This window comes from Coprococcus sp. AM14-16 (assembly GCF_003434675.1).
Lineage (GTDB): Bacteria > Bacillota > Clostridia > Lachnospirales > Lachnospiraceae > Coprococcus > Coprococcus aceti.
In genome coordinates, this window is sequence record NZ_QTLL01000001.1 from 1,280,189 (window position 1) to 1,306,476 (window position 26,288).

Here is a 26,288-nt window from a genome sequence, read left to right on the forward strand (position 1 = left end):
TTTCACATAATATATTGATATTTTTAATTGTCCTGTAATATCAGATTACTTGAGAAGATCATAGTTGAGCTTCTTGATAACAAGGAAGGCCTTGTTTCTGAGTTCCTCACCTGAGAATTCATCAAGCTGTACATTCATATCCCAGTTGTACTTCATGAGTGTATTCATAAGATCCTCAATGTAATCCTTTACATACTTGACGTTGCTCTCACTCTTATCCTTGAGCTGGACAACTATATTGTCTATAGCCTCGATGATTCCTGACTCCTGCTTCTCCGGTGCCTGTCCTGACTCATCGTTGAGCTCTATAACCTTACCTGTCTTGGTTATGATGACCTTCTTGTTAGGAGCTGCAGCAGCCTTGCTCTTCTTGTTGATCATATGGTTGATACACTTGATCAGACATGCTACAGAGTATGTCATCTCCTCGTTTGATGGCTTGTCTATTCCCTTGAGAGTGTGCTGATGGTACAGGTACTCTGACTTGCACAGCATCTCCTCAACAATAGCTACCTTACACAGTGATACCAGATCAGCCGGCATAGCCTGCTGCTTCTTACCGAAGAGACCACCGCCACCCTGCTCATTGTCCTCCTTATACTTCTCAGGAAGGGCTGTTCTGACATATGTATCGTGCAGGTACTTCTTGGCTGTGTTGATATCGTAGCTTGATGCAAGAACCATCTTCTTGGTACTGTTGAGTCCGTTAACGACCATATCCTCAGCAGCCATGAACAGAAGGATCTTCTGTCTGTTGTCAAGCATTGAGTAAACCTCTCTGTTCTTGTTGTTCTTCTCAACAATTGACTTCTTTCTGACATCAAATACCTTTACCTTCTCCTTTACACTGAAGAATGCCTTCAGCATTGAAGGGTTAGCGTTCAGGAAGTTGCAGCACCATGTGAGCTCTATGTACTGATCCTCGATCTTATTTGATACCTCATACAGGCTGTATCCCTCAAACAGTACGTTGAGTGCCTTGGAGAGGATCTCCAGACTCTCATACTTCTCCTCGTATGACTTCTGTGTTATATCAGAGTTAACATATGCCTTGATTCCGCACTCTATGAAGAGCTTGTTGTACTCATATGCTCCCTCAGGAATGTTCTGACGTCCGCTGAGCTGTGCTCCTGAACCAAGTGTCTGAAGTACCTTCTTGACCTCCGGCTCATTCTCGATAGCCTGATATACCTTCTTGGTAAATGCGCAGGTCTCATTCAGCAGTGAATCGATCCTCTTGTTGTATACCTCCTGCTTGGAGATCTCTGAAGCCACCTTGCTGCTGAGGATCTTTGCTGCCTCTGTGCTTGTGACATTCTTGATGAGCTCCTTGAAGTTTGAGTATACTGACAGGTTATCTATAGGTATGTACTCTGCGTTCAGTCCGTAGAACTGGAATGCCTTCTCATACTGCTTGTTCGCAATGTAGATAGAGAAGAGGTTGATAGATAACTGTATCTTGTAATCGTTAGGTGCATGTGCATCCTCAATGACGTAATCATAAAGTACCTCGAGGTTGTTGATATATGAATCAGAGCCTATGTCTTTGGCTGAGATATCCATCTCCATAACCACATTGATCAAATCCAGGTATCCGAGCAGAGCCTTGTCAAAGTTCTTTGGTCTGTCATCATCCTCAAGTATCTGGTATGAAATGTTGATGAGAAGTGGAGCGATCTTATCCCCGATCAGTCTCATGCACTCCGGGATCTTCTCAAGCTGTAAGAGATACAGCAGCCATACACTGTAACGATAAACACCTGTAGCTGATACAGGCGCATCTATATCGGCAGGGTCAATATCACCATATACAAATCTGAATAAAGGCTCTATCCACTCTTCGATCGCATAGTGTCCGGTCGCCTTTATATTGAAGTCTACAAACTCTGCAAGCTCATACAGCTTTGTACACTGAGCACGAACCTCGTCATCCACTGTCATGGTCGACAGATCAAAATTAGAATCCTTCAGGCTGTCTATAACCAATGTATAGAATCCGTCCTCAACCTGATCATTCAGATAACGAATAAGTGTTCCTTTATTACTGGATGCCGCTATTGATAATGCGTTATCCCCTGCCTGTCCTATATTTGCTGGTAACATAATATGTCTACCTCCTTTTGTTTTCGTATGTCTGGCTTACGAATATTCTTGTATTATTCCCCTCAAATCACTACTCCAAATATAACATATTTGGTAAAATCATTCAACAAAGTTTTTGGTTATTACTGATAACTGTCATTGTGCATAATTACCCAAAAATTATAGCACTAAAAAAATCGCATTTTTTGTGCATTTTTACTGTTATGCCAGATAATGCCAGATTTCAGCATCAGTCGAGTCCTGCCATGTGAAGTATCGCCATGGCATTTGTCGTGGTACACCTGCCATCCTTCTTCTTATAGTCGAATTTCAACTGGTCTCCCTCGTAATATTCCTCGAAATGATAGTTCGCAGCAGGTGTTCCGTCCTCCGCCTTGAGATCACACAGCTCAAAATCGTGTGTCGATACCAGTGTCATTGAACCCGCTCCAGCAAGCTTTCTGATGACCTGTGTTGCTCCCACTATTCTGTCAGCAGAATTTGTTCCCTTGAATATCTCATCTATAAGACAGAGCATAGGTCTGTTCTCTTTTCTGTACTCAACCATCGTCTTTATCCTGAGTATCTCTGCATAGAACGTTGATATTCCATTGCTGACATCATCGGTCACCCTCATGGATGTGAATATCTTCATCCTGTCAGCCTCCATATAGCCCGCACACACTGGAGCGCCCGCATATGCAAGCACCAGATTTATACCCAGTGTTCTGAGGAAAGTCGTCTTTCCGGACATATTACTTCCGGTTATTATCGTGGCACCGCCCTTGAAGTCCGCATCATTTGCCACGACTGTATCAGGGCTTATCAGAGGATGTCTCATATCCCTGGCGGTGACATGCACTCTGGCATTTGCGCCGACCTGTGGATAGCTCACTTCCCTCGTTCTTGAAAGGACAGCAAATGACATGAGTTCCTCCATATCAGAGACAGCCTTTATCCAGCCCTCAACGCTCTGTCCATTCTTCTGTTTCCATTTGTCCATCATCCTGCCTATGTGGAAGTCCCACATTATAAGTCCACACAGTATCTGATGAACTATAGGATTGTATCTGATATTGAACGCCGCACTTATCGTCCTCAGTTTTCTTATAGCCGCCAGGGCACCAGAGTCATTTGACAGATGCGATTTGATATCATTTAAAAGTTCACTGTCGAAATTCTCCCCGGAGATCAGCTCGAACATTCTTATATAGTCCTCTATCACATAGCCAAATGAGATCATCGGCATGACAGCCTGACCCGCAACTCCGCCAAAAAGCCAGGAGAACAAAAGCACAACAAAGAATGAGACAAGCGTCCAGCCTATGTTTATCTCACCCATTATTCCAAGTATAAATGCCACCAGTGTTATCGCCGGCAGTAAAAATCTCAATATGTTGAACACCGCAGGTATATGGTCATCGCCATTGCAGTATGCCACAAATTCATCCGCGGTATATTTCTTCTTTTTGCCCATACCGGTCTTCACGCCGAGGGTCTCAAAATCCATCGAGAACTCTCTCTTTGAAGTGAGCTCTTTTATCGCCTCCTGTCGCTTCTCTATGTCTGCTATATCGTATTTCGGATCGCGTATACTCTCGGCGAGAGCCCTTTTTCCCTCCTCGGTTCCCGCAACACAGATAAACTGATACAGAGAGCTCTGTCCAAGAAGATCCATATCCCTTGCAACCAGATCGTCATCGCCGAGATACTGCGCACCGTTATCCTCAAACTTCTTCCAGCCGTCGCCAAATCTCTCAATATACCTCCTGAGCACCTCCGACTTGGCTTTCTTATATTCCAGCTCCTCACTGAGCTTTCCATGGATAAACACCATTGCGACAAATGCCACAGCGGCCATTATTCCCAGGATCAGCACTGTCACTCTGTTGTCATATATGCCTATTATCAGCCCTGCCAGAGCTGCAAGGAACATCACAAATCTAACCCCTGAATACGTTGCAGACTTCCCCTCAAGCGCCTTGATGTCCTTCTCCAAAATGTCCCTTTCGTCCTTGTATTCGTTCATGTTATCGTCCTTTCATAAAAAACAATATATTTACTTTTTGTCCGGCTTGTCCTTCTTCTTATATGACATCACACCGTTCTCTGATACATCTATCATGTCCGGCTTGACAACGAGCACGATACCCATTACCCCAAATACCACACACAACACGATGCATATTATTCCGATCACCTTATACGATGTAAATGCGAGCATGCCAACTCCCACTGCCAGTGTGAGTGCCGCACATAGAAAATAGTTCTTCTGAAGTGCCTTTATCGCCTGTTCTTCTTTGTTGTAATCCTGTCCACTATTATTCATGTTCCATTTTACCTCCATATATCCATTCCATTATAGATGAATATATCATACACGGTATATCATTCGCAAATATTAATTCCTGTGAATCAATCAACCACACTTATTGCATTTGACACGAATACATATTAAAATAAATGGACAGGTTATATTCTATGGGAAGGAGATTTTTATCATGAACAAATTGACAAAAATGGCGCTCACTCTTGCCGCTGCAGGAAGTGTCTGCTACTTATTCAAAGACAAGATCAAGACAACGAAAGCTTACCAGACAGTTGAGAACAATGATACTGTAAAGAAGGCAAAAGCCACAGCTACAGATACTTACCACAAAGTAAAGGACTCCGAGACAGTCAAAAAGATCAAGGACTCTGAAACATACCACAAGGTAAAGGACTCTGAGACAGTCCAGAAGGCAAAGGATACGATCAAGGATACCTACAATAAAGTAAAAGATTCCGAGACAGTCCAGAAAGCAAAGAATACAGTATCCGACACATATGACAAGCTCAAGGACAAGGTTAAGGAAAAAGCTGCTTCCACCGAAGATGGCGACCGTGAATATTTCACACTTCACGAAGACACCACCGGAGCAGAAGAAACCACATCCGAAGAAGCCGCAACCGAGGATGCTGTAACCCCGGAAGCCACAGCGGATATTCCGGATGAGACAACCGCAAAGGCCGTAACCGAGACCGTAGCTGAGGCTGAGGATGTTCTCGCCGAGGCAACCGGCGCCGTTGCAAATGCCGCTGACGCCGAGACCTCAGAGGTAATCGGCGATGAGTACATGGGACTTTCAGATGTATCTGAGGATCCATCAGTGCTCTCCGATCAGGACAAGCTTGACGTATAGTCTGCACAGTATAATAGGCAAAACAAAAACAGTATATGCGATCCGTTTGATAACGAACCGCATATACTGTTTTATTTTTTCCCTGAATCTCTCAGATATGACAATGCTTCATCTATGGCAGCCTCCGTCTTGAAGTCCTGCTCATATGTCACACCGTCCACATCCACCATGAGTAGTTTGTATATCTTTTTGTCTGCCGGCCCTATATTCGCCGATGTTCTGAGCTTCTTGAACGTCTCTATGGTGCTGAGTTCCACCACATCCGTGTGCCAGGTTCCGTGATATACCAGATATTTGTCTGTTATGGCTATGCCATCCTGATCATAGTAGAGATTGTATCTGAGCTGTTCATCTATATCCCTGACAATATTCCTGTCTGACTTTCCGCCCGATACGACCTGCATTCCTGACACCTTCCATGGACAGCACACACCGTATATACATCTGACTATATTATATAAAGCCCACAAAACGGTCAACACAAGAACCAACAGCATCATATTATAATAGATCCTCGGGAAATCCACCTCACTTATTATGAGTGGGTATACCTTACTCTCAAGCTGCTTTGATGGTATTCCCATGTCCTGTGCAAGTCCGTCAACTATAGATGTATACACATCCTCCGCCGAGACCACTCTGCCTCTCAGCGTATAATTCAGCAGTACATCCTCATTGCTCCTGATTAGCAGGATGGCATACCTGCCATCCTGCTGACAGTAGTAATATCTGCCCTGTCTCTCGGAGTCCACAAAATAATCGTATCCGATATAATCCGCCCGATCCACGGTTATCGTCACATCCCTGTCGTTTGGATTCGCTCTGGACTCTATATCAGCTATGCTCCTGTATGTCCTGCTCCTTATCCTGTCCGGCAGACTGAAATGCCACGCCATGATGATCATGCATCCCACCATGATCAGTGATAGAATGATCCCGGGTATTCTGTTTTTTAGAATATAACTTTCAAACTTCCTGTTCTTCATAATATGTCTTTCCCGCGTACGGTCAGATTTTTAGAAATGGCTTCCGCCACCGCCATGACCACCGCCACCGCCTGATCCACCAGAACCTCCTGAGCTGCTCTGGATAGTCACGCTGGTTACTTCCTTACGTATAAATATATCTCTTCTGTCAAGCTCCTTGGCATTTCCATCGCTGTATGTAGAAGCTGTTGTGGTATCTTTTCCTGCTTTCTTCGACAGATTCACGATGCAGAATGCGATGGCTGCTCCAAGAGATACAAGGAAGCATATAAATGGTGACAGGAACTTTAATCCTCCTGTGCTGCTCTTCATAGCCGTCTCTGTTCTTGACATCATTCTCTCAAATGCTCCAAGAGTATCCGATCTGAGTATCTTTCCACCGTATTCCGTTATGGATGTCGCCTTGGAATCACTTATTCTCTTCTTCGCCTTGCCGGCTGTGCACAGATAAACATATCCATCGTTCTCCTGCCAGTTGGCAACTATAACTACGCTTGTGCTGGCATCCCTGCCGTCAAGATATGTTCCTGCAGGCCACTCTTCCCAGCCGAATCTGTAATAATCACAGATCTTCTCTGCTATATCCTTTGTGTTAGACTCTATGTCATATGAAACTGCATCGGCATCATATTCTGACAGATCTGTGTACTGATCCATGGTAACGACAACAAAGTCCATACCCACTTTATCTTCCAGTTCTGCTATCTCCCCGCGGAGAGTATCCTCCTCCGAATCAGACAGCTTATCTGCATAGTCAAACACTCTCTCATTTGTCTTACATTCTGTATTATTTCTGGCGTCATGCTTGAGATTGGCATTTGATTTCACAAAGTATCCTATAAAGAACACTATTCCAAGTCCAAGTACCACGAGCATTGCCACGATAAATTTCTTTACTGCATTCATTTACAACACCCCCAATAACATAGACAAGCCATCAAGCAATACAAATGCTGCGCCAAACAAAAGTGCGGTAAGTCCAACTGCCTTACTCATGCTCTTCGGCTCTGTTCCGACACATTTTCCAGTCTGTCCGTTGACATAGAACTTATAGTTTTTGCCCTGGAAACGGTACTCATATACCCACACCGGCATGAGTCCGAACTTTGTTCCCGTGAGTCTGTTGTTGTTCCTGAATCTCTCATTTGTAAGTGATGAATATCCGGTTGTGGTGCTTCTCACCCAATCTCTGTTTGCCTTCTCTGCCTTTGCCTGAGCCCTCGGCTCCACCTCATTCGGCGGCATATTGTAAGTCTCCGCATCGAATCCCGAGAGGTACTTGTTGTCATGCTGCATGAGCTCTTTGTAGTTGTACGGCTCCATGAGATCCATGATTCCATCCTCCATGGCTATGGATGCATCAACCGGTATGCCCTCATAATTCACATGCAGTCTTCTTCCGACATCAAAATATGAAGTCTCTGTATATCTCTTGTCTCCAGACGTCCATGATCTGACCTTTGTTCCTATGGCCTCATAAGCCACATCCGAATCATAATCGTACATCCAGAATGGGACATACACTCCCTTAAGCGCCTCAAGCGTCTTCTGTGAGAGGAATGTTCCCGGTATAAATAGCTTTTTACCAAATTCATTCCTCAGCTTCTCCTCAGCCTCATGCTTTGATATCTTAAATGGAAGTATCACATCAGCCCCATACGGATAATTTACTTTGTCATCCCTGAGCAGATATGTTCCACATGAAGGACATCTTCCCGCAGACTGATACTCAGTGTAAGGTATCTGCGAACCACAGTTTATACATATTACAGGCTCCTGTGACGGAACCAGCTCCTGACAGTCGCTCCCTCCGCAACTGAGGCACACCATCTTTTTCTTTGCAGGATCGTACACTACGTTACCCCCACAATTTACACAACGATACAGCAAGTTATCTTCCCCCTGTCCTTTTTTATCGTTTTTCCTTCCAAACTTCCTACGCTATCTCCCAGCGTACTTGCGCTTATTATAGCATAGTAAGTCTGTTTTTAGAACATCGAATTGGATGCCTTAAGGCAGCTTTATAACACATTTTAGATATCTTACATGAAACAAAATATTTTTTGAACAAATGTGTAACACATCATGTTCATGCGAATATGTTAAACCATGAACAAAATAATGGAGGCTTACCATGAGTGATTTATCGGCAACACAGTGTGCCTGTGGCGGTTGTGGCTGTGGCGGCAGAAATGGACTTTCTTGCGGAGGTTCCTGCGGATGCAACAGTTGCACTCTGATCATCATCCTTCTCCTCTGCTGTGGCGGCTGCGGCGGCGATGGTTTCGGTTTTAATGGCGGTTGTGGCAATGACAACAGTTGCATCTGGATCATCCTTCTCTTATTCTGCTGCGGTGGCTGTGGCAATAACAACGGATGTGGCTGCGGCGGCTGCGGTGGCAATGATTGCGGCTGCTGCTAAAAGCGGACTCACCACGATCTATAAACGGGATATCGGGCAGAATGACTGTCCGATATCCGCAAAAAGTGGCCAGCAGGAGCAATTCTGCTGGTATTTTTTTACTGAAAATCAATAGAATATAGTATAGCTGTCTTACCAAGTGATCACTGCATGAAACGGAGCTTCATATGTTTAATGGCAACTTCCATCATCCACTGGACAACTTAATAAAAGATGACCGCCTGTTCATGATGGAGGCCATTCTCCCATTTGTGGATGACCGTATGAAAGCTCCTCTGGCAATGTACATAAAGATCATGGAACTTCAGACCATATTGAATGCCCTGCGCGATACAAATTATGTAAACTCCTGTGGACTCCACAAAGATATAAACAATCAGGATGATATACTGTCATCCCTTGCCGGGTGTGGATTTCCCGATATCAAGGACCAGTTTGCCAGCATGAAAAAAGCCATGGATATGATGAAGACCATGGAGGCCATGAATACACAGCAATCCACGGATTCTCTGTACCGGCACTATCAAAGCAGAACTGCCTCTGAAACCGAGGGCGAAGAAAACTACGACAACACTGAATCCCAGTCATCCCAGGATATATACAGCTCCGTCAAAGACCTGTTTGAAAAATATGATATGGAGGGATATTAAACATGAATCTTCAAAATGACCCAAGACTTAAAAGCATGCACCCGCTAAAAAGGGAAATTCTTCTCAGATTATCCAACTCCCAGTCAACCATGACACCGGAACAGATGCTCCCCCAGCTAATGGAGATCAACAAAGAACTGCAGAAAAGGGATCTCTCCTTCAGCAGAGCAGAGTCCGAGATCGTTCTGGATGTGCTGAGCGAAGGCATGTCTCCACAGGAAAAACAAAAGATAAATATGATAAAGTCCATGCTGTAAAAAATGCATTTCAATAAATGTAACACAATTTTATTTTTGTGGCTGTCGGCTATAGTTTCATATTTTTGTACCTGATAGTTTCTGGCTGGCGATACCGTTATTGACAGATACTATTTGCATAAAATGTAGCTGATAGATATTATTTCAGCAAAATGGAGGTTATTGTGATAGATATCTTTGACTTGGGATTGCGGATAAGAAATGTGTGAAAGGCTCATAATCTTACTCAGGAACAGCTTGCCGAGAAAATAAAAGTGTCTCCTCATTATGTGTACGAGATTGAGCACGGATATAAAAGTATGAGTATATATACTCTTGCCAATATTGCAACTGTTCTTGATGCGCCACTGGATTTTCTGGTATTCGGAAAGGAACCCTTCACCACCCCCGAGAACAAGGATTATATCACTCATGACGATCTTGACAGACTGGTGGAATCGATACCGCTGTACAAACGTGACAGTGCATACAGCGCACTCAAGAATCTGCTGCCTTATCTGAAATAAATGATAATCCGATATATATTAAACATCAAGAAAGCCACATGGATTTTTCTCCATGTGGCTTTCTCATGTTTATAGTTTTTTTATTTCATAACAATATTCACAATACGTCCAGGAACATAGATCTCCTTGATAACGTTACCTGTGAGCTTGTCGGCGATCACTTCCTTAGCCTTTGCGATAACCTCATCCTTTGGATCCTCCTTGCCGATCGCAAGTGTTGCCTTAGTCTTACCGTTGATCTGTACAGCGATCTCTACTGTTGACTCTACTGTCTTTGCCTCATCAAACTCTGGCCATGTCTGCTGATATACATATCCGCCATAGTTCTTTACTGACCACAGCTCCTCTGTGATATGAGGTGCAACAGGGTTTAACAGGATGAGCAGTGTCTTGAACTCATCTGCTGTAACGCTTCCCTTCTTGTAGAAGTCGTTGAGAAGTGCCATCATGGCTGCGATAGCTGTGTTGTACTTCAGGTTCTCGAAGTCATTTGAAACCTTCTTGATAACCTGGTGCATCTTGGTCTCCATATCCTTGGAGTAGCCCTTCTCGTCTGTCACACTGTCCTGAAGCTTCCATACTCTGTCGAGGAATCTTCTACATCCCTTGACACCATCCTCTGACCATGAAGCTGCAAGGTCAAATGCTCCGATGAACATCTCGTAAGTACGAAGTGTATCTGCACCGTATACATCTACGATGTCGTCAGGATTTACAACGTTGCCTCTTGACTTACTCATCTTCTCGCCGTTCTCACCGAGGATCATACCATGTGATGTTCTCTTCTGGTATGGCTCTGGTGTAGGAACTACGCCCTGATCGTACAAGAACTTGTGCCAGAATCTTGAATACAGAAGGTGGAGTGTTGTATGCTCCATTCCTCCGTTGTACCAGTCAACAGGAAGCCAGTACTTGAGTGCCTCCTTGCTTGCAAGAGCCTCTGTGTTGTGAGGATCTGTATATCTGAGGAAATACCATGATGATCCAGCCCACTGTGGCATAGTATCCGTCTCTCTCTTTGCAGGACCGCCGCAGCATGGACATGTGGTGTTTACCCAGTCTGTCATGGCTGCAAGTGGTGACTCGCCGTTGTCTGTCGGCATGTAGCTGTCTACCTCTGGAAGAAGCAACGGAAGCTGGCTCTCGTCGATAGGTACATAACCACACTTATCGCAGTGAACGATAGGAATTGGCTCGCCCCAGTATCTCTGACGTGAGAATACCCAGTCACGGAGCTTGTAGTTTGTCTTTGCCTGACCGATACCCTTCTCCTCCAGGAACTTTATCATCTTCTCCTTTGCATCCTTTACCTCAAGGCCGTTGAGGAAATCTGAGTTGATGAGCACTCCTGTTGCCACGTCTGTAAATGCAGCCTCATTTATATCTACTTCCTCGCCATCCTTTGCAACAACCTGAATGAGTGGAAGTCCGAACTTCTTTGCAAATTCCCAGTCTCTGTCATCATGTGCAGGAACCGCCATGATAGCACCTGTTCCGTAGCTCATGAGTACATAGTCTGATACGTATATAGGGATCTCCTTGCCATTTACAGGGTTGATGGCTGTGAGTCCGTCTATGCATACACCAGTCTTATCCTTTGCAAGCTCTGAACGCTCAAAGTCGCTCTTCTTCGCTGCCTGCTCACGGTATGCCTCGATGTCTGACCAGTTGCCGATCTCGTCCTTGTACTTGTCAAGGATTGGATGCTCTGGTGAAACAACCATGTATGTTACTCCGAATAATGTATCGCATCTTGTTGTATATATGCGGAGCTTGTCCTCTTTGCCCTTTACTGAGAAATCTACCTCAGCTCCTGTTGAACGTCCGATCCAGTTCTTCTGTGAAACCTTTACACGCTCGATGTAATCCACGCCGTCAAGTCCTTCAATGAGCTTGTCTGCGTAATCTGTGATCTTGAGCATCCACTCAGACTTAACCTTGCGGACAACCTCGCTGCCACAACGCTCACATACGCCGTTGACAACCTCCTCATTTGCAAGACCAACCTTACATGATGTACACCAGTTGATAGGCATCTCCTTCTTGTATGCGAGACCAGCCTTGAAGAGTTTGAGGAATATCCACTGTGTCCACTTGTAATATTCAGGATCAGTTGTGTTGATCTCTCTGTCCCAGTCGAATGAGTATCCAAGTGAGTGGAGCTGCTTCTTGAATCTTGCAACATTGGTCTTGGTTACTTCCTTTGGATGGATCTTGTTCTTGATCGCATAGTTCTCTGTAGGGAGACCAAATGCGTCCCATCCCATTGGGTACAGAACATTGTAGCCCTGCATTCTTCTCTTCCTTGCTACTATATCAAGCGCTGTGTATGGTCTTGGGTGACCTACGTGAAGTCCCTGTCCTGATGGGTATGGGAATTCAACTAACGCATAATACTTTGGTTTTGAATAATCATCTGTAGCAGCAAATGCCTTGTTGTCATCCCAGACCTTCTGCCACTTTCCTTCAACGACTTTGTGGTTGTATGTCTCAGCCATTTTTGAAAATGCCTCCTTGAAATTTATCTTTTCAGGCTTTATAACGCTTTTTCGCCCGATTCCTCTCTAATCTTAACTATATTAGCATATATGCTGTGTTTTTCAAACTGTTTTTTGGTATAAGCAGCCCGGCTTATTCAAACACTTTCTTGATACTGTCATAATGAAGGAAGATTCCCTGCTCTGCATATTCTTTTATCTCATCCAGCGTTGCCAGCTTAAAACCATCAGTCTCCGCCTCCTGAGGCCTGATATCTATTTCAGAAAAATCTCCAGTAAACTTATAGACATCCACAAAGTAGTTGTCCTTCTCATCCGGGTTATCTCTCCTATATGTAAACTGCAAGCCTCCATCGAAATCACTTACGTCTATGCCTGTCTCCTCTATCACCTCTCGTCTGACAGCCTCTATGGATGACTCTCCTGCCTGCACTCCGCCGCCGGATACCTCCCACCAGCCTGCTGCCCACGCCTTTGTCATGACACGCTTGGTAATCAGATACTTTCCCTCTCTGTTCTGGAGCACACCGAGCACTGTGAGGTGATAATCCCCCGGTTTCATATTCCAGTCATTTCTCTTCATCGTGCGCCCTGTAGGCTGCTTGTTTACATCGTAAATATCCCAGTATTCCATCTCTGCTTGTCCTCTTTCTGATTTTTATATTTGTTCTGCCCAGTAACATAATAAATGCTATTTTAAGTTTCTTCAACAATCATTCGAATTTTATGCATAATTATTTATTGCAGTTTACTATAAAACTTAAGCTGTGGTACAATTCAAACTGTTATCAAGAGATTTGACCAGCGCAGGCTGAAGGAGGAAGCATGAACGCTTATGAGGTATTCGCCAGTGTCTATGATGAACTGATGGACAACATTCCATACGATGACTGGTGCACATATATAATAGAAGTTTTGAGAAAATACGGAGTGAACGAAGGGCTCATATGTGAGCTTGGATGTGGCACCGGAGAGATAACGGAAAGGCTTGCGGATGCCGGATACGACATGATCGGTATCGACAATTCATATGAGATGCTTGAGGTGGCAAATGAGAAAAAGCTGGATACAGGACATGAATCCATCTTATATCTCATGCAGGACATGAGGGAGTTTGAGCTCTTCGGCACGGTGAATGCCATCGTGTGCGTGTGCGACAGCATCAACTATCTTACGGAGCTTGCCGACATAACCCACGTATTCAGGCTGGCAAATAACTATCTCGAATCAAAGGGCATATTTATCTGCGACTTCAAGACCCGCCACTATTTCAAGGATGTGGTTGCCGACAGCACCATAGCCGAGGACAGGGACGACGTGAGCTTTATCTGGGATAACTACTACGATACGGAAACCGATATAAATGAGCTGGCTCTCAGCCTGTTTCTCCCAAAATACCCAGAATCAGGCATTGAACCGGATGATGAGTGTCCTCTTTACAGGAAGTATCAGGAATTCCATTATCAGCGAGGCCTGACCCTTGATGACATGAGGAAATGCGTTGCTGACTCAGGCATGGAGCTCGTCGCCATGTACGATGCATTTACATGGCAGCCAGCCACAGATTCCAGTGAAAGGGTATACGTGGTTGCAAGGGAGACACACCAGGATAACAAACACTATGAATAGGCTTGTCTTATTCTGCACTTTATTATAGAATGTCAAAGATTATGTAAATACACTACAGGCAATCGCAAAACTTGGAACTTTGGGCTTTGACCATCATACTGACACACATCATATTTCTGAGTTTCGCAACGCCACATTAAAGAGAGGAAATAAACATGAGTGATCATATAATAAGAGGTATGGCGGCGAACAATCAGGTAAGATTCTTTGCCGGAACAACAAGAGATATCGTGGAAACCGCAAGGTCTATACACAACACAAGCCCAGTAGCTACAGCAGCCCTTGGAAGACTGCTCACAGCAGGCGCGCTTATGGGAGCGCAGTGCAAGAACGAATCTGACGTACTCACACTTCAGATCCAGTGCAACGGTCCTATCGGCGGACTGACTGTAACTGCAGACGCACATTCAAGAGTCAAGGGTTATGTAAACAATCCAAATGTAATCCTCCATGCCAATGACAAGGGCAAGCTGGATGTTGCAAAAGCCCTTGATCTCGGCGTACTGTCAGTCATCAAGGATATAGGTCTCAAGGAGCCTTATGTAGGTCAGACCCAGCTCGTGTCCGGTGAGATCGCCGAGGATCTGACATATTATTTTGCAACATCAGAGCAGATCCCTACATCTGTTGCCCTTGGTGTTCTCATGGAGAAGGACAACACCGTCAAACAGGCAGGCGGCTTCATCATACAGCTTATGCCATTTGCATCGGACGAGCTCATAGACGTTCTTGAGAAGAGACTTAACGAGTTCTCTTCTATCACCAGTCTCCTCGATGCGGGCAAGACTCCTCTTGACATCATCAAGGATGTATTTGAAGGATATGACGTTGTAGTGACCGATGAGTTGCCTACCGAGTGGCACTGCAACTGCAGCAAGGAGAGATACTACAATGCGGTACTCAGCCTTGGCAAAAAAGAGATCGCAAGTCTTCTCGAGGAGGGCGAGCCTATAGAGGTCAACTGCCAGTTCTGCAATTCACACTACAAGTTCTCACCTGACGAACTCAAAGAGATGCTGCTCAAAGCGGCTGCAAAATAATCATTTTTCCGCCATTTGCCCTCATTTTTACTACATTTTTGTACATTATCATTATTGCATTGGTTTTTTCACTATGCTAGAATGTTAAGCGTTGTAAAATAGACTAATTTTGAAAGAAAGAGTGAATATTATGAAGATAACAAGAGATGATATCAGAAATGTGGCTATCATCGCCCACGTTGACCACGGTAAAACAACACTTGTAGACGAGCTCTTAAAGCAGAGCGGTGTGTTCCGTGACAATCAGGAGGTCGCTGAGCGTGTCATGGATTCCAACGATATCGAGCGTGAAAGAGGAATCACTATCCTCTCCAAGAATACTGCCGTAACATATGGAAGCACCAAGATCAACATCATTGATACTCCGGGTCATGCAGACTTCGGCGGTGAGGTTGAGCGAGTTCTTAAGATGGTAAACGGAGTAATCCTCGTTGTTGATGCATTTGAGGGTCCTATGCCACAGACCAAGTTCGTTCTGAAGAAGGCTCTTGAGCTTAATCTTGCAGTTATCGTATGTGTAAATAAATGTGATCGTCCTGAGGCACGTCCTGACGAGGTAGTTGACGAAGTTCTTGAGCTCCTCATCGAGCTCGATGCAAATGAGGATCAGCTTGACTGCCCATTTGTATTTGCTTCTGCCAAGTCCGGTTATGCAACACTTGACTCATCCGAGCCAGGCACAGACATGAAGCCTCTGTTCGACACTATAATTGATTACATTCCTGCTCCTACAGGCGATCCTGAGGCAGGTGTACAGATGCTTGTCAGCACAATCGACTACAACGAGTACGTTGGACGTATCGGTGTCGGCAAGGTCGACAATGGTGTCCTCAAGGTAAATGAGGATCTTGTCATAGTAAATGAGCATGACCCGGACAAGCTCGAGAGGGTTCGTATCGGAAAGCTTTTCGAGTATGAGGGGCTTAACAAGATAGAGGTTAAGGAAGCACAGATAGGTTCTATCGTTGCTGTTTCAGGTATCGCAGATGTACAGATAGGTGATACTCTCTGCTCCCCTGAGAATCCTGACCCAATTCCTTTCCAGAAGATTTCTGAGCCAACCATCGCCATGACATTCATGGTAAATGACTCTCCTCTCGCAGGCAAGGAAGGTAAGTTCGTAACATCAAGACATCTCCGTGAGAGACTTTTCAGAGAGCTGAACACAGATGTCAGCCTCCGAGTTGAGGAGACTGACACAACTGAGGCTTTCAAGGTTTCAGGCCGTGGTGAGCTTCACCTGTCAGTCCTCATCGAGAACATGAGACGTGAAGGTTATGAATTTGCAGTAAGTAAGGCTGAGGTTATCTACAAGGAAGATGAGCTCGGACATAAGCTTGAGCCATTTGAGATCGCTTATATAGATGTTCCTGACGAATTTGCAGGTACTATCATCAACATGCTGAACCAGAGAAAGGGTGAGCTTCAGGGAATGGCTCCTACAGGAAATGGAACCACAAGACTTGAGTTCTCTGTTCCATCCCGTGGACTTATCGGATTCCGTGGTGACTTCATGACAGCTACCAAGGGTACAGGTATCATCAACACAACATTTGACGAGTATCTTCCATACAAGGGTGACATGAGCTACCGTTCAAAGGGATCACTCATCGCATTCGAGTCAGGTACTTCGATCACATATGGTCTTTTCAACGCACAGGAGCGTGGAACACTGTTCATCGGACCTGGTGAGCAGGTTTACGCCGGTATGGTTGTAGGTGAGAATCCTCGTGCTGAGGACATGGAGGTCAATGTCTGCAAGAAGAAGCAGCTTACCAACACACGTTCTTCAGGATCAGATGATGCTCTCAAGCTTTCACCTCCAAAGGTGATGAGTCTTGAGCAGGCTCTTGACTTCATCGACACTGATGAGCTTCTGGAGATCACACCAAAGTCATTCAGAATCCGTAAGAAGATTCTTGACCATACTCTCCGTTACAGAGCCAATAGGAAGTAGGACGAAAACGGACGAAAAGTCCTTTGAGATAGTGAAGCCCGTACACTGTAAGGATGTGGATCCATCACGCTCGACTTCCTGAACTTTGACTTGCTTCTATATGCACTCGGCTTCGGCAGCGATAAGGTCGTTGCTGCCTACGCCTCGGCAAGAAGCGTCAAAGCTCAGGAGTCTTCGCTAACGATGGCCCCACACCCTTACAGGGTACGAGCTAATTTACTTTCTTATAGGGCTTTTCTGTTTTTTGTATCTTTCTGGCTTTTTCTTTATGTTTGCGATAATTTTGTGACCTTTTACCTCCTTGTCACGGCGTCTATTGGTCTTAGTTTTGAGGCCCATCTTGCTGGGAAATAGCCTGCTGCCACTCCGAGGATCACGGAGCCGAGGACTCCGGTCAGTGCAAGCCACCATGGGATCATGGCTATCTGGGTTCCTTTTGCAAGGTTGAACATGGAGACGGCGGCTTTATTCACCACTATTCTCACTCCGTAGGAGGATAATACTCCGAGGACGCCTCCGACAAGTCCTATCACTGCGGCCTCCATGAGGAACAGAAGTCTGAGCTCGTCTATGTCGCAGCCGAGGACCTTCAATATACCGATCTCGTTTACCCGGTCGAATACAGAGGTCGTCATGGTGTTGCTTATTCCTATGACAGCCACAATAAGTGCTATCATTCCGATTCCGCCGAGAAGAAGCTGTATCATCTTGAGGTACTTCTGTATCGTGTCCAGATATTCCTTGGAATTCTCTGTCTGATACCCCATGTCCTGAAGCTTTTTTACCATCGCATCGACGTTATTTATATCATCTACGATCACCACCGCTGATGTGTAGACAAATTCACGGTAGCTGTTGCCATTGCCATCCACCGGCTGACCGTACAGCTTGCCATCGGCGCTGACCTTTCTGAGCAGGCTTTTCAGTGAATCCATATCACAGTATATCGTCTGAGACTTCTCGCTGTAGCTGTCAGAGATGTCCAGCGATTCGTCAGACTCTTCATCCTGAACTGCGCTGTCATAAGAAGTGTCAGCAGAAGCATTGTCAGAGCTGTTATCCGTATCTCCATCAGATAAAACCCCGGCGAGCTTCAGTTTGAATATCCTGTCACTTTCACCGCTCCATCCGACGGTCGTGTCAAATCTCTTTCCGACAAGGGACGCAATACTCTTATTCTCTCTCTTCTCGTAACTGTCAAATATCTTTTGATTGAAGAACATTTTGCCCACACTGCTGCCCGAGATCAGTTCAGGTGTCCCATGTGAAGAATTGCTGTTTTCCCCATAGGCCAGACTCCAGCCATCAAGCTCATTTCCCGGCACACCCACAAGATTGCCAAAGTATTCATACTCCCCATACTTCATACTCACAGGCACCTCATACAGAGGATAACAACCATCCACATTTGCAAGATCTGTCAATGTAGATATCGTTCTGTCCGTTATCATTCGATCCTTATGCTTACTTCCGGTCTCACTGTACATCGTTATCTGGTTGACACTTCCACTTGCAACCGCAGAATCTATCATCTCGTTCTTGACTCCGATTCCCACAGCCAGAAGTGCTACAACCGATATAACACCTATCATCACGCCGAGAACGGTGAGAAATGTTCTGATCTTTCTTCTCTTCATATTCATAAGACACAAATGCCATATCCACCCCATACAATCTATCTCCTTATAAACTCTCTCCCCGTGACCGGAATCTAAAATTCATCAAGAATCTCCTTTTTTCTCCTGTGCTTTCTTATTGCACATATACATAACAGAGCTATCACTATAACCACAGCAATTACACCATATAACACCTTTTTACCACTGCTTTTTGTGCTGTCCTTTATCTTCTCTACATTGTCATACACCGGAGATTCCACAGTCGCCTTGAAATTCCCCTCAATCGTCGTCTCATTCCCCTCTTTGTCCTCATATGTAACTATCACCTTTGACATATCACCGCTCGCAGCAGTCGTCGCCACGGCATTCGTGAGGATATCTATGCTTCCGCTCTTTCCAGACTCTATATTGCCTATATACGTCTCAATCTCCTCCATACTTCCCAACAAGCAATTTTCAACCGACGCACCGCAGGACGGGAGGGCGAAAATACGGAAAAGGGTACTCTTTTCCTATGCTTGCTAAGAAAGTTTTTTCCTCACTTATCACTACAACGGAACTCCCAGTATGCCAAAAAGCGCAAAAGAAAAACGCCGCAATTCTGCGGCGCTTCATTCACTTTATGCAGACAAAAACGAGGGAACTTTATTCCCCCGTCCTGTCATTGTTGGCTTCCTCTATGCCTTTTGCAGTAGCAGACATGATTTTTAAGTCTGTTTCGCTCATTGTGTCAAGCATGGTATCGAGCTGACGGCGGCGTGTGGACTTCTCTTGTTCCCGTTCCGGGAAAAAGAACTGGTCTACTGATACGTCAAGCAGGGTTACAAGCTCATATAAAATCTGTAAACTTGGGTGCTGCCCGCTGTTTTCAATGGACGCGATATACCTGGGCGCAATATTCAGTGTGTCGGCTAACTGATTGCGTGATATTCCCTTTGCTTTTCTTGCTGCTTTAATGGCTTGCCCGAAAGCCTTAAAATCATACTTCACTTTATCCTGCTTCATATTTTTCACCCTATTACATTTTACTGTTCCTCTTTTCTTTGAGATATGATTACACATATCATAGTATTGATGGCAATAGAGCATAAAACATGCAGAGTAAGGTTGCTACAACTCATATTGCCATATATAATATCTAATGACATCGAAAATTAAAGAAATTGATTAGAAATAGATTTTTGTTTGATAATCTTAAATCAGATATTCACAATGGAGGCATATTTATGGCGCAGAGTATTTTAATTGTAGACGATGAAAAAGAAATTGTATCAATGCTGTATGTATTGCTATTTCAGCAAACTTGGATATACGGTATATACTGCAACAGCAGGAAATGCTGCATTAAAAGAAGTAGAAAAAAAACCTGACATTATTTTGTTAGACGTTAATATGCCAGATATTGATGGATTTACTGTTTGTGAAAGAATACGGGATTATGTTTCATGCCCTATAATTTTTTTAACAGCACGCATTGAAGATAGTGATAAAATAAAAGGATTTTCTATTGGCGCAGACGACTATGTAATAAAACCATTTTCTGTTGATGAATTAGAAGCTCGCATTGCAGCACATCTTCGCAGAGAAAAAAGACACAATACATCTTCAAAGGTGCAATTTGATGAAGATATGGTTATAGATTATTCCTCACGTATTGTGTTTTATCATAATAAGGATATGGCTTTTACCAAAAAGGAATTTGATATAATATCTTTCCTTTCACAAAACAAAGGAATTGTTTTTGACCGGGAAACTATTTATGAAAAAGTTTGGGGATTAGACGGCATTGGTGATAATACAGTTGTTACAGAACATATCAGACGTATTAAGGCAAAATTTTTATCTTTAGGCGATAGACCTTACATTGAAACTGTTTGGGGGTGCGGATATAAATGGAAAAATTAAAGAGAAGCAGATGGTTCAATCGGTTAAATAGCATGAGTATTAGGATGTCCTTTGTTCTTTATGCTTTGTTTTCGTTGTTGATTGGAATAATTATTTGTATACTTTTAATTTCAATGGTTGACAAATACAGAATAAATTTGAACTATAAGTATGAAAATATGTCAACAAGGTATGATATACCGGAAAATGGTTCATTTACCGCCGCTTATAGTAATGACCAAACAAAATACACAATATTTGATACGAAAGGAAACGAGATATGCAAGTTCAATGTTGATTATCAAAAAGAACGCCCAGTACACGAATATGTCTATCCGAACCATGTTTCATATATCGAAGTTTCACCTAATTTTACAAACCGGGATAGGCTTATTGACAGTGTTTTAGGTTCATTAAATGTTGCAATTATTCCTATCGTATTATCTATTAATATGATATGTTGTGTAACATTTTTTTATAAAAAAAATATCGAAACCTATTAAGCTATTAACTAATGCGTATCATAAAATTGAAGCAAATGACTTAGATTTTACGTTATCATATCCATTAAATGATGAAATGGGAAAACTCTGTCATGCCTTTGAAAAAATGAAAGACTGTTTGGCGAAAAATAATGAAACTATGTTTCGACAATTTGCTGAACAGCGCCGTCTAAACGCTGCTTTTTCACATGACTTACGCACTCCTTTGACTTTACTAAAGGGTCATGCTACTATGCTGCTTTCCTTTATTCCCAAAGGCTTAGTATCACAAGAAGAAATATTAGATGAAATATCAGTAATGTCAAAAAATGTTTCACGTCTTGAAAAATATGTAAATGCTATGACGAACTTATATAGGTTAGAGGATATTGATATTCCACGGCAACAGATTACATTTCATGCACTTATTGATAATTTTAATAACACAGCAGAAGCACTTTGTTATGACAAACATTTTTCAATTACTACAAGCGGTGATAATATAACCTTGTTTATCAATTTAAATACAGTCATGCAGATTTATGAAAATTTACTCTCTAATAGTATTAGATACGCAAAAAGTGATATTGCTATTAGCGCAGTAATAGAGAATAATAATTTAGTTATATCTGTTTCAGATGATGGTTGCGGGTTTAAAAATATTGATATTGAAAAAGCGACATTACCATTTTATAAATCATCGAAAGATATATCTACTGAACATTTGGGATTAGGGCTGAATATTAGTAAGATTTTAAGTGAAAGACATGGCGGAAATATCCAAATTGCTAATAACGAAGCAGGGGGAGCATGTGTTACAGTAAAAATAAATTGCAATGAAAGTTGATTGAAAATAGACATTTTATTGCTATTATAAATTTAAAAGAAAGGAGATAAGGACAAATGAAAAAAATAATATGTATGTTTCTAAACTTATCGTTATTGGTGTGTATTGTTGGGTGCAGTCAAGCAAAGGACAGTGATAACCATGTAGTACAAGATTATTCCGAAGAATATGAGGTTTCTCCTTATGGAAGTGAAGAAGCACTTGACACTTTGGGTGATTTGAATATTTCAATGAGTACAGAAAAGGATTAAGATTTGAAGCACCTTTCATTTCTAATAGAAAATACTTCTGATAAAGAATACCGATATTCACCAAATTATTTTGAAATAGAAGCTGAACAATCCGGCACTTGGTATCAACTTAAACAGCTTGATGACCCCTCAAAGAGCAATGAAAAGGATTGTTTTATTAATCCTAACGAACGATTAACATTAGAAATTGATGTTAAAAGTTTTTATGGAGAATTGCCTGCTGGACACTATCGTTTGATTAAACAATTTGCGTTCTTTGAAAGTGAAAGAGATTGGGATTACGATACATATAATTTATCTTGCGAATTTACGATAAGGTAAAAATTCTCTACTTCATAAGCATGAAATAAAAAAAACGCTTATGAAGTAGAAAGTTCGACTCAGAACTTTTGAAAAGATAGTCAAAAATTACTTTGTGATTTCAGAATAAACATCATAGACTTTTCACACATGTTTTCTTTTTTCTACATCTCTTCGTTTATGATAACACTCTTTATACCTGAGACACTGTTAAGTGCGTTCAGTATACCCGTTACCGCCATGTTGCTATTTTCTTCTAATACGCCGCCAAGATCAAGGTATATCATTATCTGGTCTTCGCCCTTATATATATCAATATACCCCATATAGTTTTCTTCATCACCATTTTGTGAAGAATAATCCGCCATCACCTGCTGGATCTCATCTACCTTCTCATCTGTGACACCGCCATCAATATGCACACTATACAAAAAGCTCTCTCCGTCAAATCCTGCAACATGTGCCTCGTAGTTCAGGTCAAGCTGATCTATCCCAAATATACTGTCAAAGTCGAATTCTCCGTCTTCTCCAAATCCATATTCTCCATAATTTTCTGCCATAGCATCATCCATATTATCTGCCATTTCACTATTCCCCTCTATCTCATTCTCTTTCTCTGCAACCTCCGTCTCATCCTGTTCTTCCGCTGCAGCATCCTCAGGACTTCTCTCAAACCTCGCATATCCGCTGTCATATTTCAGATAAATGACATTCTTCTCAGTTGTGCTGATATATATTTCCTGTCCAGCTTCAAGATCCACGCCTGCTGCCGCAAAATTCTCTGCAGGATAGTCTTTGCTGTCGACCTTTTTTATCGTTCCCGCGATCTCGTATCCTTCCGGCAATTTCTCATCTCTTCCGGTTGCATTGTAATAATAGATGTGTCCATCATACATGACCTGTGGCTGCTCTATTATTCCGCTCTCCACACCGGTCGAGGTCTCCGCACCATTTGTTTCTGAAACATTTCCACCTGAATTTCCACAGGCCGTACACGCCATAATGGAGAGCATCGCAGCAACTATAAATATTTCTTTTCGTATCCCCATATAAATTTCCCCTTTTTAATTCTTATTTATTGATGTAATGTAAACCAACTAACTGTATGTCCATATTAACATGGCTTTTCCAGCTCTGCAACATACTTATTATTAAAGTTGTCACCATATGCTTACTTCCGTCCATCCATATTCTCATCCCGAACATATCTCGCATTGAACTCCATATTTATCTCACGAAGCTCTTTCTTCCCGTCAATATAATCCTGGTACATCTCTGTGATACCACACATACAGCCATCACAGTAAGCATCTATATTTCCCAGAGAATCGGCAACTATCTGCTCCCGCTCCTGCCTGGTCGTATCCTTGATAAGATATCCCGCCATAAAAACCTCCTAATAATAAAATTGGCACCGACATTATTAGACAATATACACGCAAAACAATATGTACAAGCGGTAATGAAAGCGACCGATCTTCAGCGCTTACCTGCTGATGTGAAAGCCGCAGCGCCCTTATCGCGGCTGTAACATCATGCAGATGTAAGCCAGCTGAAGTGAGGGTAGCTGAATGTGCTTGTACATATGTTTTGCGTTATTTCTAAAATGTCAGTGCCGTCCGGCCTTTTTACTGTCTGACCTTAATGTGAACCTCACGGAGCTGCTGCTCTGTAACCTCGCCAGGTGCTCCGCACATAAGATCCTGTGCATTTCCATTCATTGGGAATGGGATGACCTCTCTGATATTCTCCTCGTTTCTGAGAAGCATGATCATTCTGTCCACACCAGGAGCCATACCTGCATGAGGTGGTGCTCCGAACTGGAATGCATTGTAGAGTGCTCCGAACTTCTCCTTCAGATCATCCTCTGTGTATCCTGCGATCTCAAATGCCTTAACCATGATCTTCATGTCGTGGTTTCTTACGGCACCTGATGAAAGCTCGATACCGTTGCAGACGATATCGTACTGGTAAGCCAGGATATCAAGTGGATCCTTCTCATTTAACGCCTCAAGTCCGCCCTGTGGCATTGAGAACGGATTGTGAGTGAAGATGATCTTCTTGCTCTCCTTGTCGTACTCGTACATTGGGAAGTCATTTATATAGCAGAAACGGAATGCGTTCTTCTCGTTGAGATCAAGTCTGTTACCAAGCTCAACTCTGATCTGTCCTGCAAATGACGCTGCAAGCTCCTCCACGTCTGCGATGAAGAAAATAGTATCTCCAGGCTGAAGGCCTGCAAGCTCTGCGATCTCACCCTTCATATCATCAGGAATGAACTTGTCGATAGGTCCCTTGTATGACATATCCTCAAGTATCTCCAGATATCCAAGGCCGCCCATGCCGATGCTCTGTGCAAACTTGAGCATCTTCTCATGCTGTCCCTTTGAAAGCTTCTTGTGTACATTGATGGCACGTACCGTCTTGCCGTGGAATGGCTTGAATGTACATCTCTGGAAGAAATCTGTAAGATCTATTATTCTAAGTGGGTTTCTGAGGTCAGGCTTATCTGTACCGAACTCAAGCATAGCCTGCTTGTAGCTGATGATAGGATATGGAGCCTGTGTAACAACTGCGCCCTCAGGTGCAAACTTCTCAAATGTTGCTGAGAGGACTTCCTCTCCAACCTTGAATACATCCTCCTGTGTTGCAAAGCTCATCTCAAAGTCAAGCTGGTAGAACTCACCAGGTGAACGGTCTGCTCTCGCATCCTCATCTCTGAAACAAGGAGCAATCTGGAAGTACTTGTCAAATCCTGATACCATGAGGAGCTGCTTGTACTGCTGTGGTGCCTGTGGAAGTGCATAGAACTTGCCCTTGAACTTTCTTGATGGCACGATGTAATCTCTTGCACCCTCAGGTGATGATGCGCAGAGGATAGGTGTCTGGATCTCAAGGAATCCCATCTCAGTCATCTTCTGACGAAGGTAGCTGATGACCTGGCTTCTGAAAATCATGTTGTCCTTAACCTTCTTGTTTCTGAGGTCAAGATATCTGTACTTGAGTCTCACATCCTCACGTGTCTCCTTGGATGTCTGGATCTCAAATGGAATCTGCTTATATACCTTGCCAAGTATCTCTACAGTCTTTGCCTCAAGCTCAATAGTACCTGTAGGGATCTTAGGATTGTATGTCTCCTCATCTCTGTGCTCAACGATACCCTCGATTGATACACAATCCTCCTTTGTTATTCCGTCAAGCAGTGATGTGTCTCTCATTACTACCTGGAGCACGCCATACATATCACGAAGATCGATAAATGATACTCCACCGTGGTCACGGATATTCTCTACCCATCCGGCAACCTTAAGTGTCTTTCCCACATCGCCCTCAGTGATCTCGTTCATTGTTCTGTTACGATAAATGTTCTCGATTGTCATCTGTTCTCTCCTTTTCTTTACTATTTGCCTGTGGCTTTATGTCCACTTTGGCTTTTTCAGGATTACGCACTGGCTGTTATTTCTCTTGCAAATAGAAAAAGCTTATGTTCATCCTGAATCAGATGCACATATACATATGCAAATATTCAGGACGAACATAAGCTCTCTCAAACTACCTGTCGGTTACTTGTCTGCTTTAATGTCCGCGGTACCACCTGATTTACCGTTACACGATCTTCGTATATTCAAAGCATCGCGTCCCAGTCCCTCTCAGTCACCTTGCTCATGACCTCTCTGCGTATCGTGCAGCTACGGC

At 43.3% G+C, this 26,288-nt stretch carries 25 protein-coding genes and 2 pseudogenes; 13 read left to right on the forward strand and 14 right to left on the reverse strand.

The window, feature by feature from the left end; all coding sequences use genetic code 11:
* Positions 1-45: 45 nt before the first annotated feature.
* From DW159_RS05680 to DW159_RS05690, 3 genes are all read right to left on the reverse strand, one after another.
* Positions 46-2,103, reverse strand: a complete 2,058-nt coding sequence (locus DW159_RS05680; RefSeq protein WP_117549279.1) for a hypothetical protein — start codon at positions 2,101-2,103, stop codon at positions 46-48.
* A 229-nt stretch (positions 2,104-2,332) separates the two neighbouring features.
* Entirely contained in the window at positions 2,333-4,111 is a 1,779-nt protein-coding gene (locus DW159_RS05685) for a MutS-related protein (protein WP_117549281.1), read from the reverse strand.
* A gap of 30 nt (positions 4,112-4,141) precedes the next feature.
* Positions 4,142-4,411 carry a hypothetical protein gene (locus DW159_RS05690; RefSeq protein ID WP_117549283.1) on the reverse strand — a complete coding sequence of 90 codons (270 nt, stop codon included), beginning with the start codon at positions 4,409-4,411 and terminating at the stop codon, positions 4,142-4,144.
* A gap of 172 nt (positions 4,412-4,583) precedes the next feature.
* On the opposite strand from DW159_RS05690, the gene DW159_RS05695 reads away from it, so the two are divergent.
* Positions 4,584-5,264: a hypothetical protein gene (locus DW159_RS05695; protein WP_117549285.1), complete on the forward strand. Its 681-nt coding sequence runs from the start codon at positions 4,584-4,586 to the stop codon at positions 5,262-5,264.
* A gap of 71 nt (positions 5,265-5,335) precedes the next feature.
* Here DW159_RS05695 and DW159_RS05700 read toward each other — a convergent pair whose 3' ends face one another.
* From DW159_RS05700 to DW159_RS05710, 3 genes are read right to left on the reverse strand one after another with little or no spacing between them, the layout of a single operon-like run.
* Positions 5,336-6,250: a hypothetical protein gene (locus DW159_RS05700; RefSeq protein WP_147323106.1), complete on the reverse strand. Its 915-nt coding sequence runs from the start codon at positions 6,248-6,250 to the stop codon at positions 5,336-5,338.
* Positions 6,251-6,280: 30 nt separating this feature from the next.
* The gene (locus DW159_RS05705) at positions 6,281-7,156 is read right to left on the reverse strand and encodes a TPM domain-containing protein (RefSeq protein ID WP_117549289.1); all 876 of its coding nucleotides are present in this window, start codon (positions 7,154-7,156) and stop codon (positions 6,281-6,283) included.
* Entirely contained in the window at positions 7,157-8,140 is a 984-nt protein-coding gene (locus DW159_RS05710) for a hypothetical protein (RefSeq protein ID WP_187115852.1), read from the reverse strand.
* A 244-nt stretch (positions 8,141-8,384) separates the two neighbouring features.
* On the opposite strand from DW159_RS05710, the gene DW159_RS05715 reads away from it, so the two are divergent.
* The 4 genes and pseudogenes from DW159_RS05715 to DW159_RS05730 form a co-directional block, all read left to right on the forward strand.
* A complete protein-coding gene (locus tag DW159_RS05715; RefSeq protein WP_117549292.1) occupies positions 8,385-8,672 on the forward strand; it encodes a chorion class high-cysteine HCB protein 13 in 288 nt (95 codons plus the stop codon).
* Between the two features lie 167 nt (positions 8,673-8,839).
* Positions 8,840-9,322, forward strand: coding sequence for a hypothetical protein (locus tag DW159_RS05720; protein ID WP_117549294.1), 483 nt, complete (start codon positions 8,840-8,842; stop codon positions 9,320-9,322).
* Between the two features lie 2 nt (positions 9,323-9,324).
* Positions 9,325-9,579 carry a hypothetical protein gene (locus DW159_RS05725; RefSeq protein WP_117549296.1) on the forward strand — a complete coding sequence of 85 codons (255 nt, stop codon included), beginning with the start codon at positions 9,325-9,327 and terminating at the stop codon, positions 9,577-9,579.
* A 221-nt stretch (positions 9,580-9,800) separates the two neighbouring features.
* Positions 9,801-10,085, forward strand: a pseudogene (locus tag DW159_RS05730) (helix-turn-helix domain-containing protein); the annotation flags it as partial.
* An 80-nt stretch (positions 10,086-10,165) separates the two neighbouring features.
* Here DW159_RS05730 and leuS read toward each other — a convergent pair.
* Both leuS and DW159_RS05740 read right to left on the reverse strand, forming a co-directional pair.
* Positions 10,166-12,583, reverse strand: coding sequence for a leucine--tRNA ligase (gene leuS, locus DW159_RS05735; protein ID WP_055146959.1), 2,418 nt, complete (start codon positions 12,581-12,583; stop codon positions 10,166-10,168).
* A gap of 133 nt (positions 12,584-12,716) precedes the next feature.
* Complete coding sequence (locus DW159_RS05740; protein ID WP_015533927.1) at positions 12,717-13,217, reverse strand: NUDIX hydrolase; 501 nt, start codon at positions 13,215-13,217, stop codon at positions 12,717-12,719.
* A 191-nt stretch (positions 13,218-13,408) separates the two neighbouring features.
* On the opposite strand from DW159_RS05740, the gene DW159_RS05745 reads away from it, so the two are divergent.
* From DW159_RS05745 to typA, 3 genes are all read left to right on the forward strand, one after another.
* Positions 13,409-14,212, forward strand: coding sequence for a class I SAM-dependent DNA methyltransferase (locus DW159_RS05745; RefSeq protein ID WP_117549300.1), 804 nt, complete (start codon positions 13,409-13,411; stop codon positions 14,210-14,212).
* Positions 14,213-14,367: 155 nt separating this feature from the next.
* Positions 14,368-15,252 carry an Hsp33 family molecular chaperone HslO gene (gene hslO / locus DW159_RS05750; RefSeq protein WP_015533929.1) on the forward strand — a complete coding sequence of 295 codons (885 nt, stop codon included), beginning with the start codon at positions 14,368-14,370 and terminating at the stop codon, positions 15,250-15,252.
* Positions 15,253-15,382: 130 nt separating this feature from the next.
* Positions 15,383-17,209 carry a translational GTPase TypA gene (gene typA / locus DW159_RS05755; RefSeq protein WP_022215896.1) on the forward strand — a complete coding sequence of 609 codons (1,827 nt, stop codon included), beginning with the start codon at positions 15,383-15,385 and terminating at the stop codon, positions 17,207-17,209.
* A gap of 293 nt (positions 17,210-17,502) precedes the next feature.
* On the opposite strand, the gene DW159_RS05760 is transcribed toward typA, so the two are convergent.
* The 3 genes from DW159_RS05760 to DW159_RS05770 all read right to left on the reverse strand — a co-directional run bounded on the left by DW159_RS05760 (position 17,503) and on the right by DW159_RS05770 (position 19,833).
* Positions 17,503-18,879 (reverse strand): ABC transporter permease, encoded by a 1,377-nt coding sequence (locus tag DW159_RS05760; protein ID WP_117549301.1) that lies wholly within the window; start codon positions 18,877-18,879, stop codon positions 17,503-17,505.
* A gap of 41 nt (positions 18,880-18,920) precedes the next feature.
* Positions 18,921-19,265 carry a hypothetical protein gene (locus DW159_RS05765; RefSeq protein WP_117549303.1) on the reverse strand — a complete coding sequence of 115 codons (345 nt, stop codon included), beginning with the start codon at positions 19,263-19,265 and terminating at the stop codon, positions 18,921-18,923.
* Between the two features lie 208 nt (positions 19,266-19,473).
* On the reverse strand, positions 19,474-19,833 hold the full coding sequence (locus tag DW159_RS05770) for a helix-turn-helix transcriptional regulator (protein ID WP_022215893.1): 360 nt from the start codon (positions 19,831-19,833) through the stop codon (positions 19,474-19,476).
* Positions 19,834-20,054: 221 nt separating this feature from the next.
* On the opposite strand from DW159_RS05770, the pseudogene DW159_RS05775 reads away from it, so the two are divergent.
* From DW159_RS05775 to DW159_RS13845, 5 genes and pseudogenes are all read left to right on the forward strand, one after another.
* Positions 20,055-20,733, forward strand: a pseudogene (locus DW159_RS05775) (response regulator transcription factor).
* A complete protein-coding gene (locus tag DW159_RS13825; protein ID WP_242992619.1) occupies positions 20,721-21,215 on the forward strand; it encodes a hypothetical protein in 495 nt (164 codons plus the stop codon). Before DW159_RS05775 ends, DW159_RS13825 begins: the two are co-directional and overlap by 13 nt.
* A 76-nt stretch (positions 21,216-21,291) precedes the next feature.
* Positions 21,292-22,041, forward strand: a complete 750-nt coding sequence (locus DW159_RS13835; protein WP_242857342.1) for a sensor histidine kinase — start codon at positions 21,292-21,294, stop codon at positions 22,039-22,041.
* A gap of 56 nt (positions 22,042-22,097) precedes the next feature.
* Complete coding sequence (locus DW159_RS13840; RefSeq protein ID WP_242992620.1) at positions 22,098-22,292, forward strand: hypothetical protein; 195 nt, start codon at positions 22,098-22,100, stop codon at positions 22,290-22,292.
* A 3-nt stretch (positions 22,293-22,295) separates the two neighbouring features.
* A complete protein-coding gene (locus tag DW159_RS13845) occupies positions 22,296-22,613 on the forward strand; it encodes an immunoglobulin-like domain-containing protein (RefSeq protein WP_242992621.1) in 318 nt (105 codons plus the stop codon).
* Positions 22,614-22,756: 143 nt separating this feature from the next.
* Here the strand turns inward: DW159_RS13845 and DW159_RS05790 are convergent, their stop codons facing one another.
* From DW159_RS05790 to aspS, 3 genes are all read right to left on the reverse strand, one after another.
* A complete protein-coding gene (locus tag DW159_RS05790) occupies positions 22,757-23,641 on the reverse strand; it encodes a hypothetical protein (protein WP_117549305.1) in 885 nt (294 codons plus the stop codon).
* 122 nt (positions 23,642-23,763) lie between these two features.
* Positions 23,764-23,979, reverse strand: a complete 216-nt coding sequence (locus tag DW159_RS05795; protein ID WP_117549307.1) for a purine biosynthesis protein PurH — start codon at positions 23,977-23,979, stop codon at positions 23,764-23,766.
* 241 nt (positions 23,980-24,220) lie between these two features.
* Positions 24,221-25,972 carry an aspartate--tRNA ligase gene (aspS, locus tag DW159_RS05800; RefSeq protein ID WP_117549309.1) on the reverse strand — a complete coding sequence of 584 codons (1,752 nt, stop codon included), beginning with the start codon at positions 25,970-25,972 and terminating at the stop codon, positions 24,221-24,223.
* Positions 25,973-26,288: the final 316 nt, after the last annotated feature.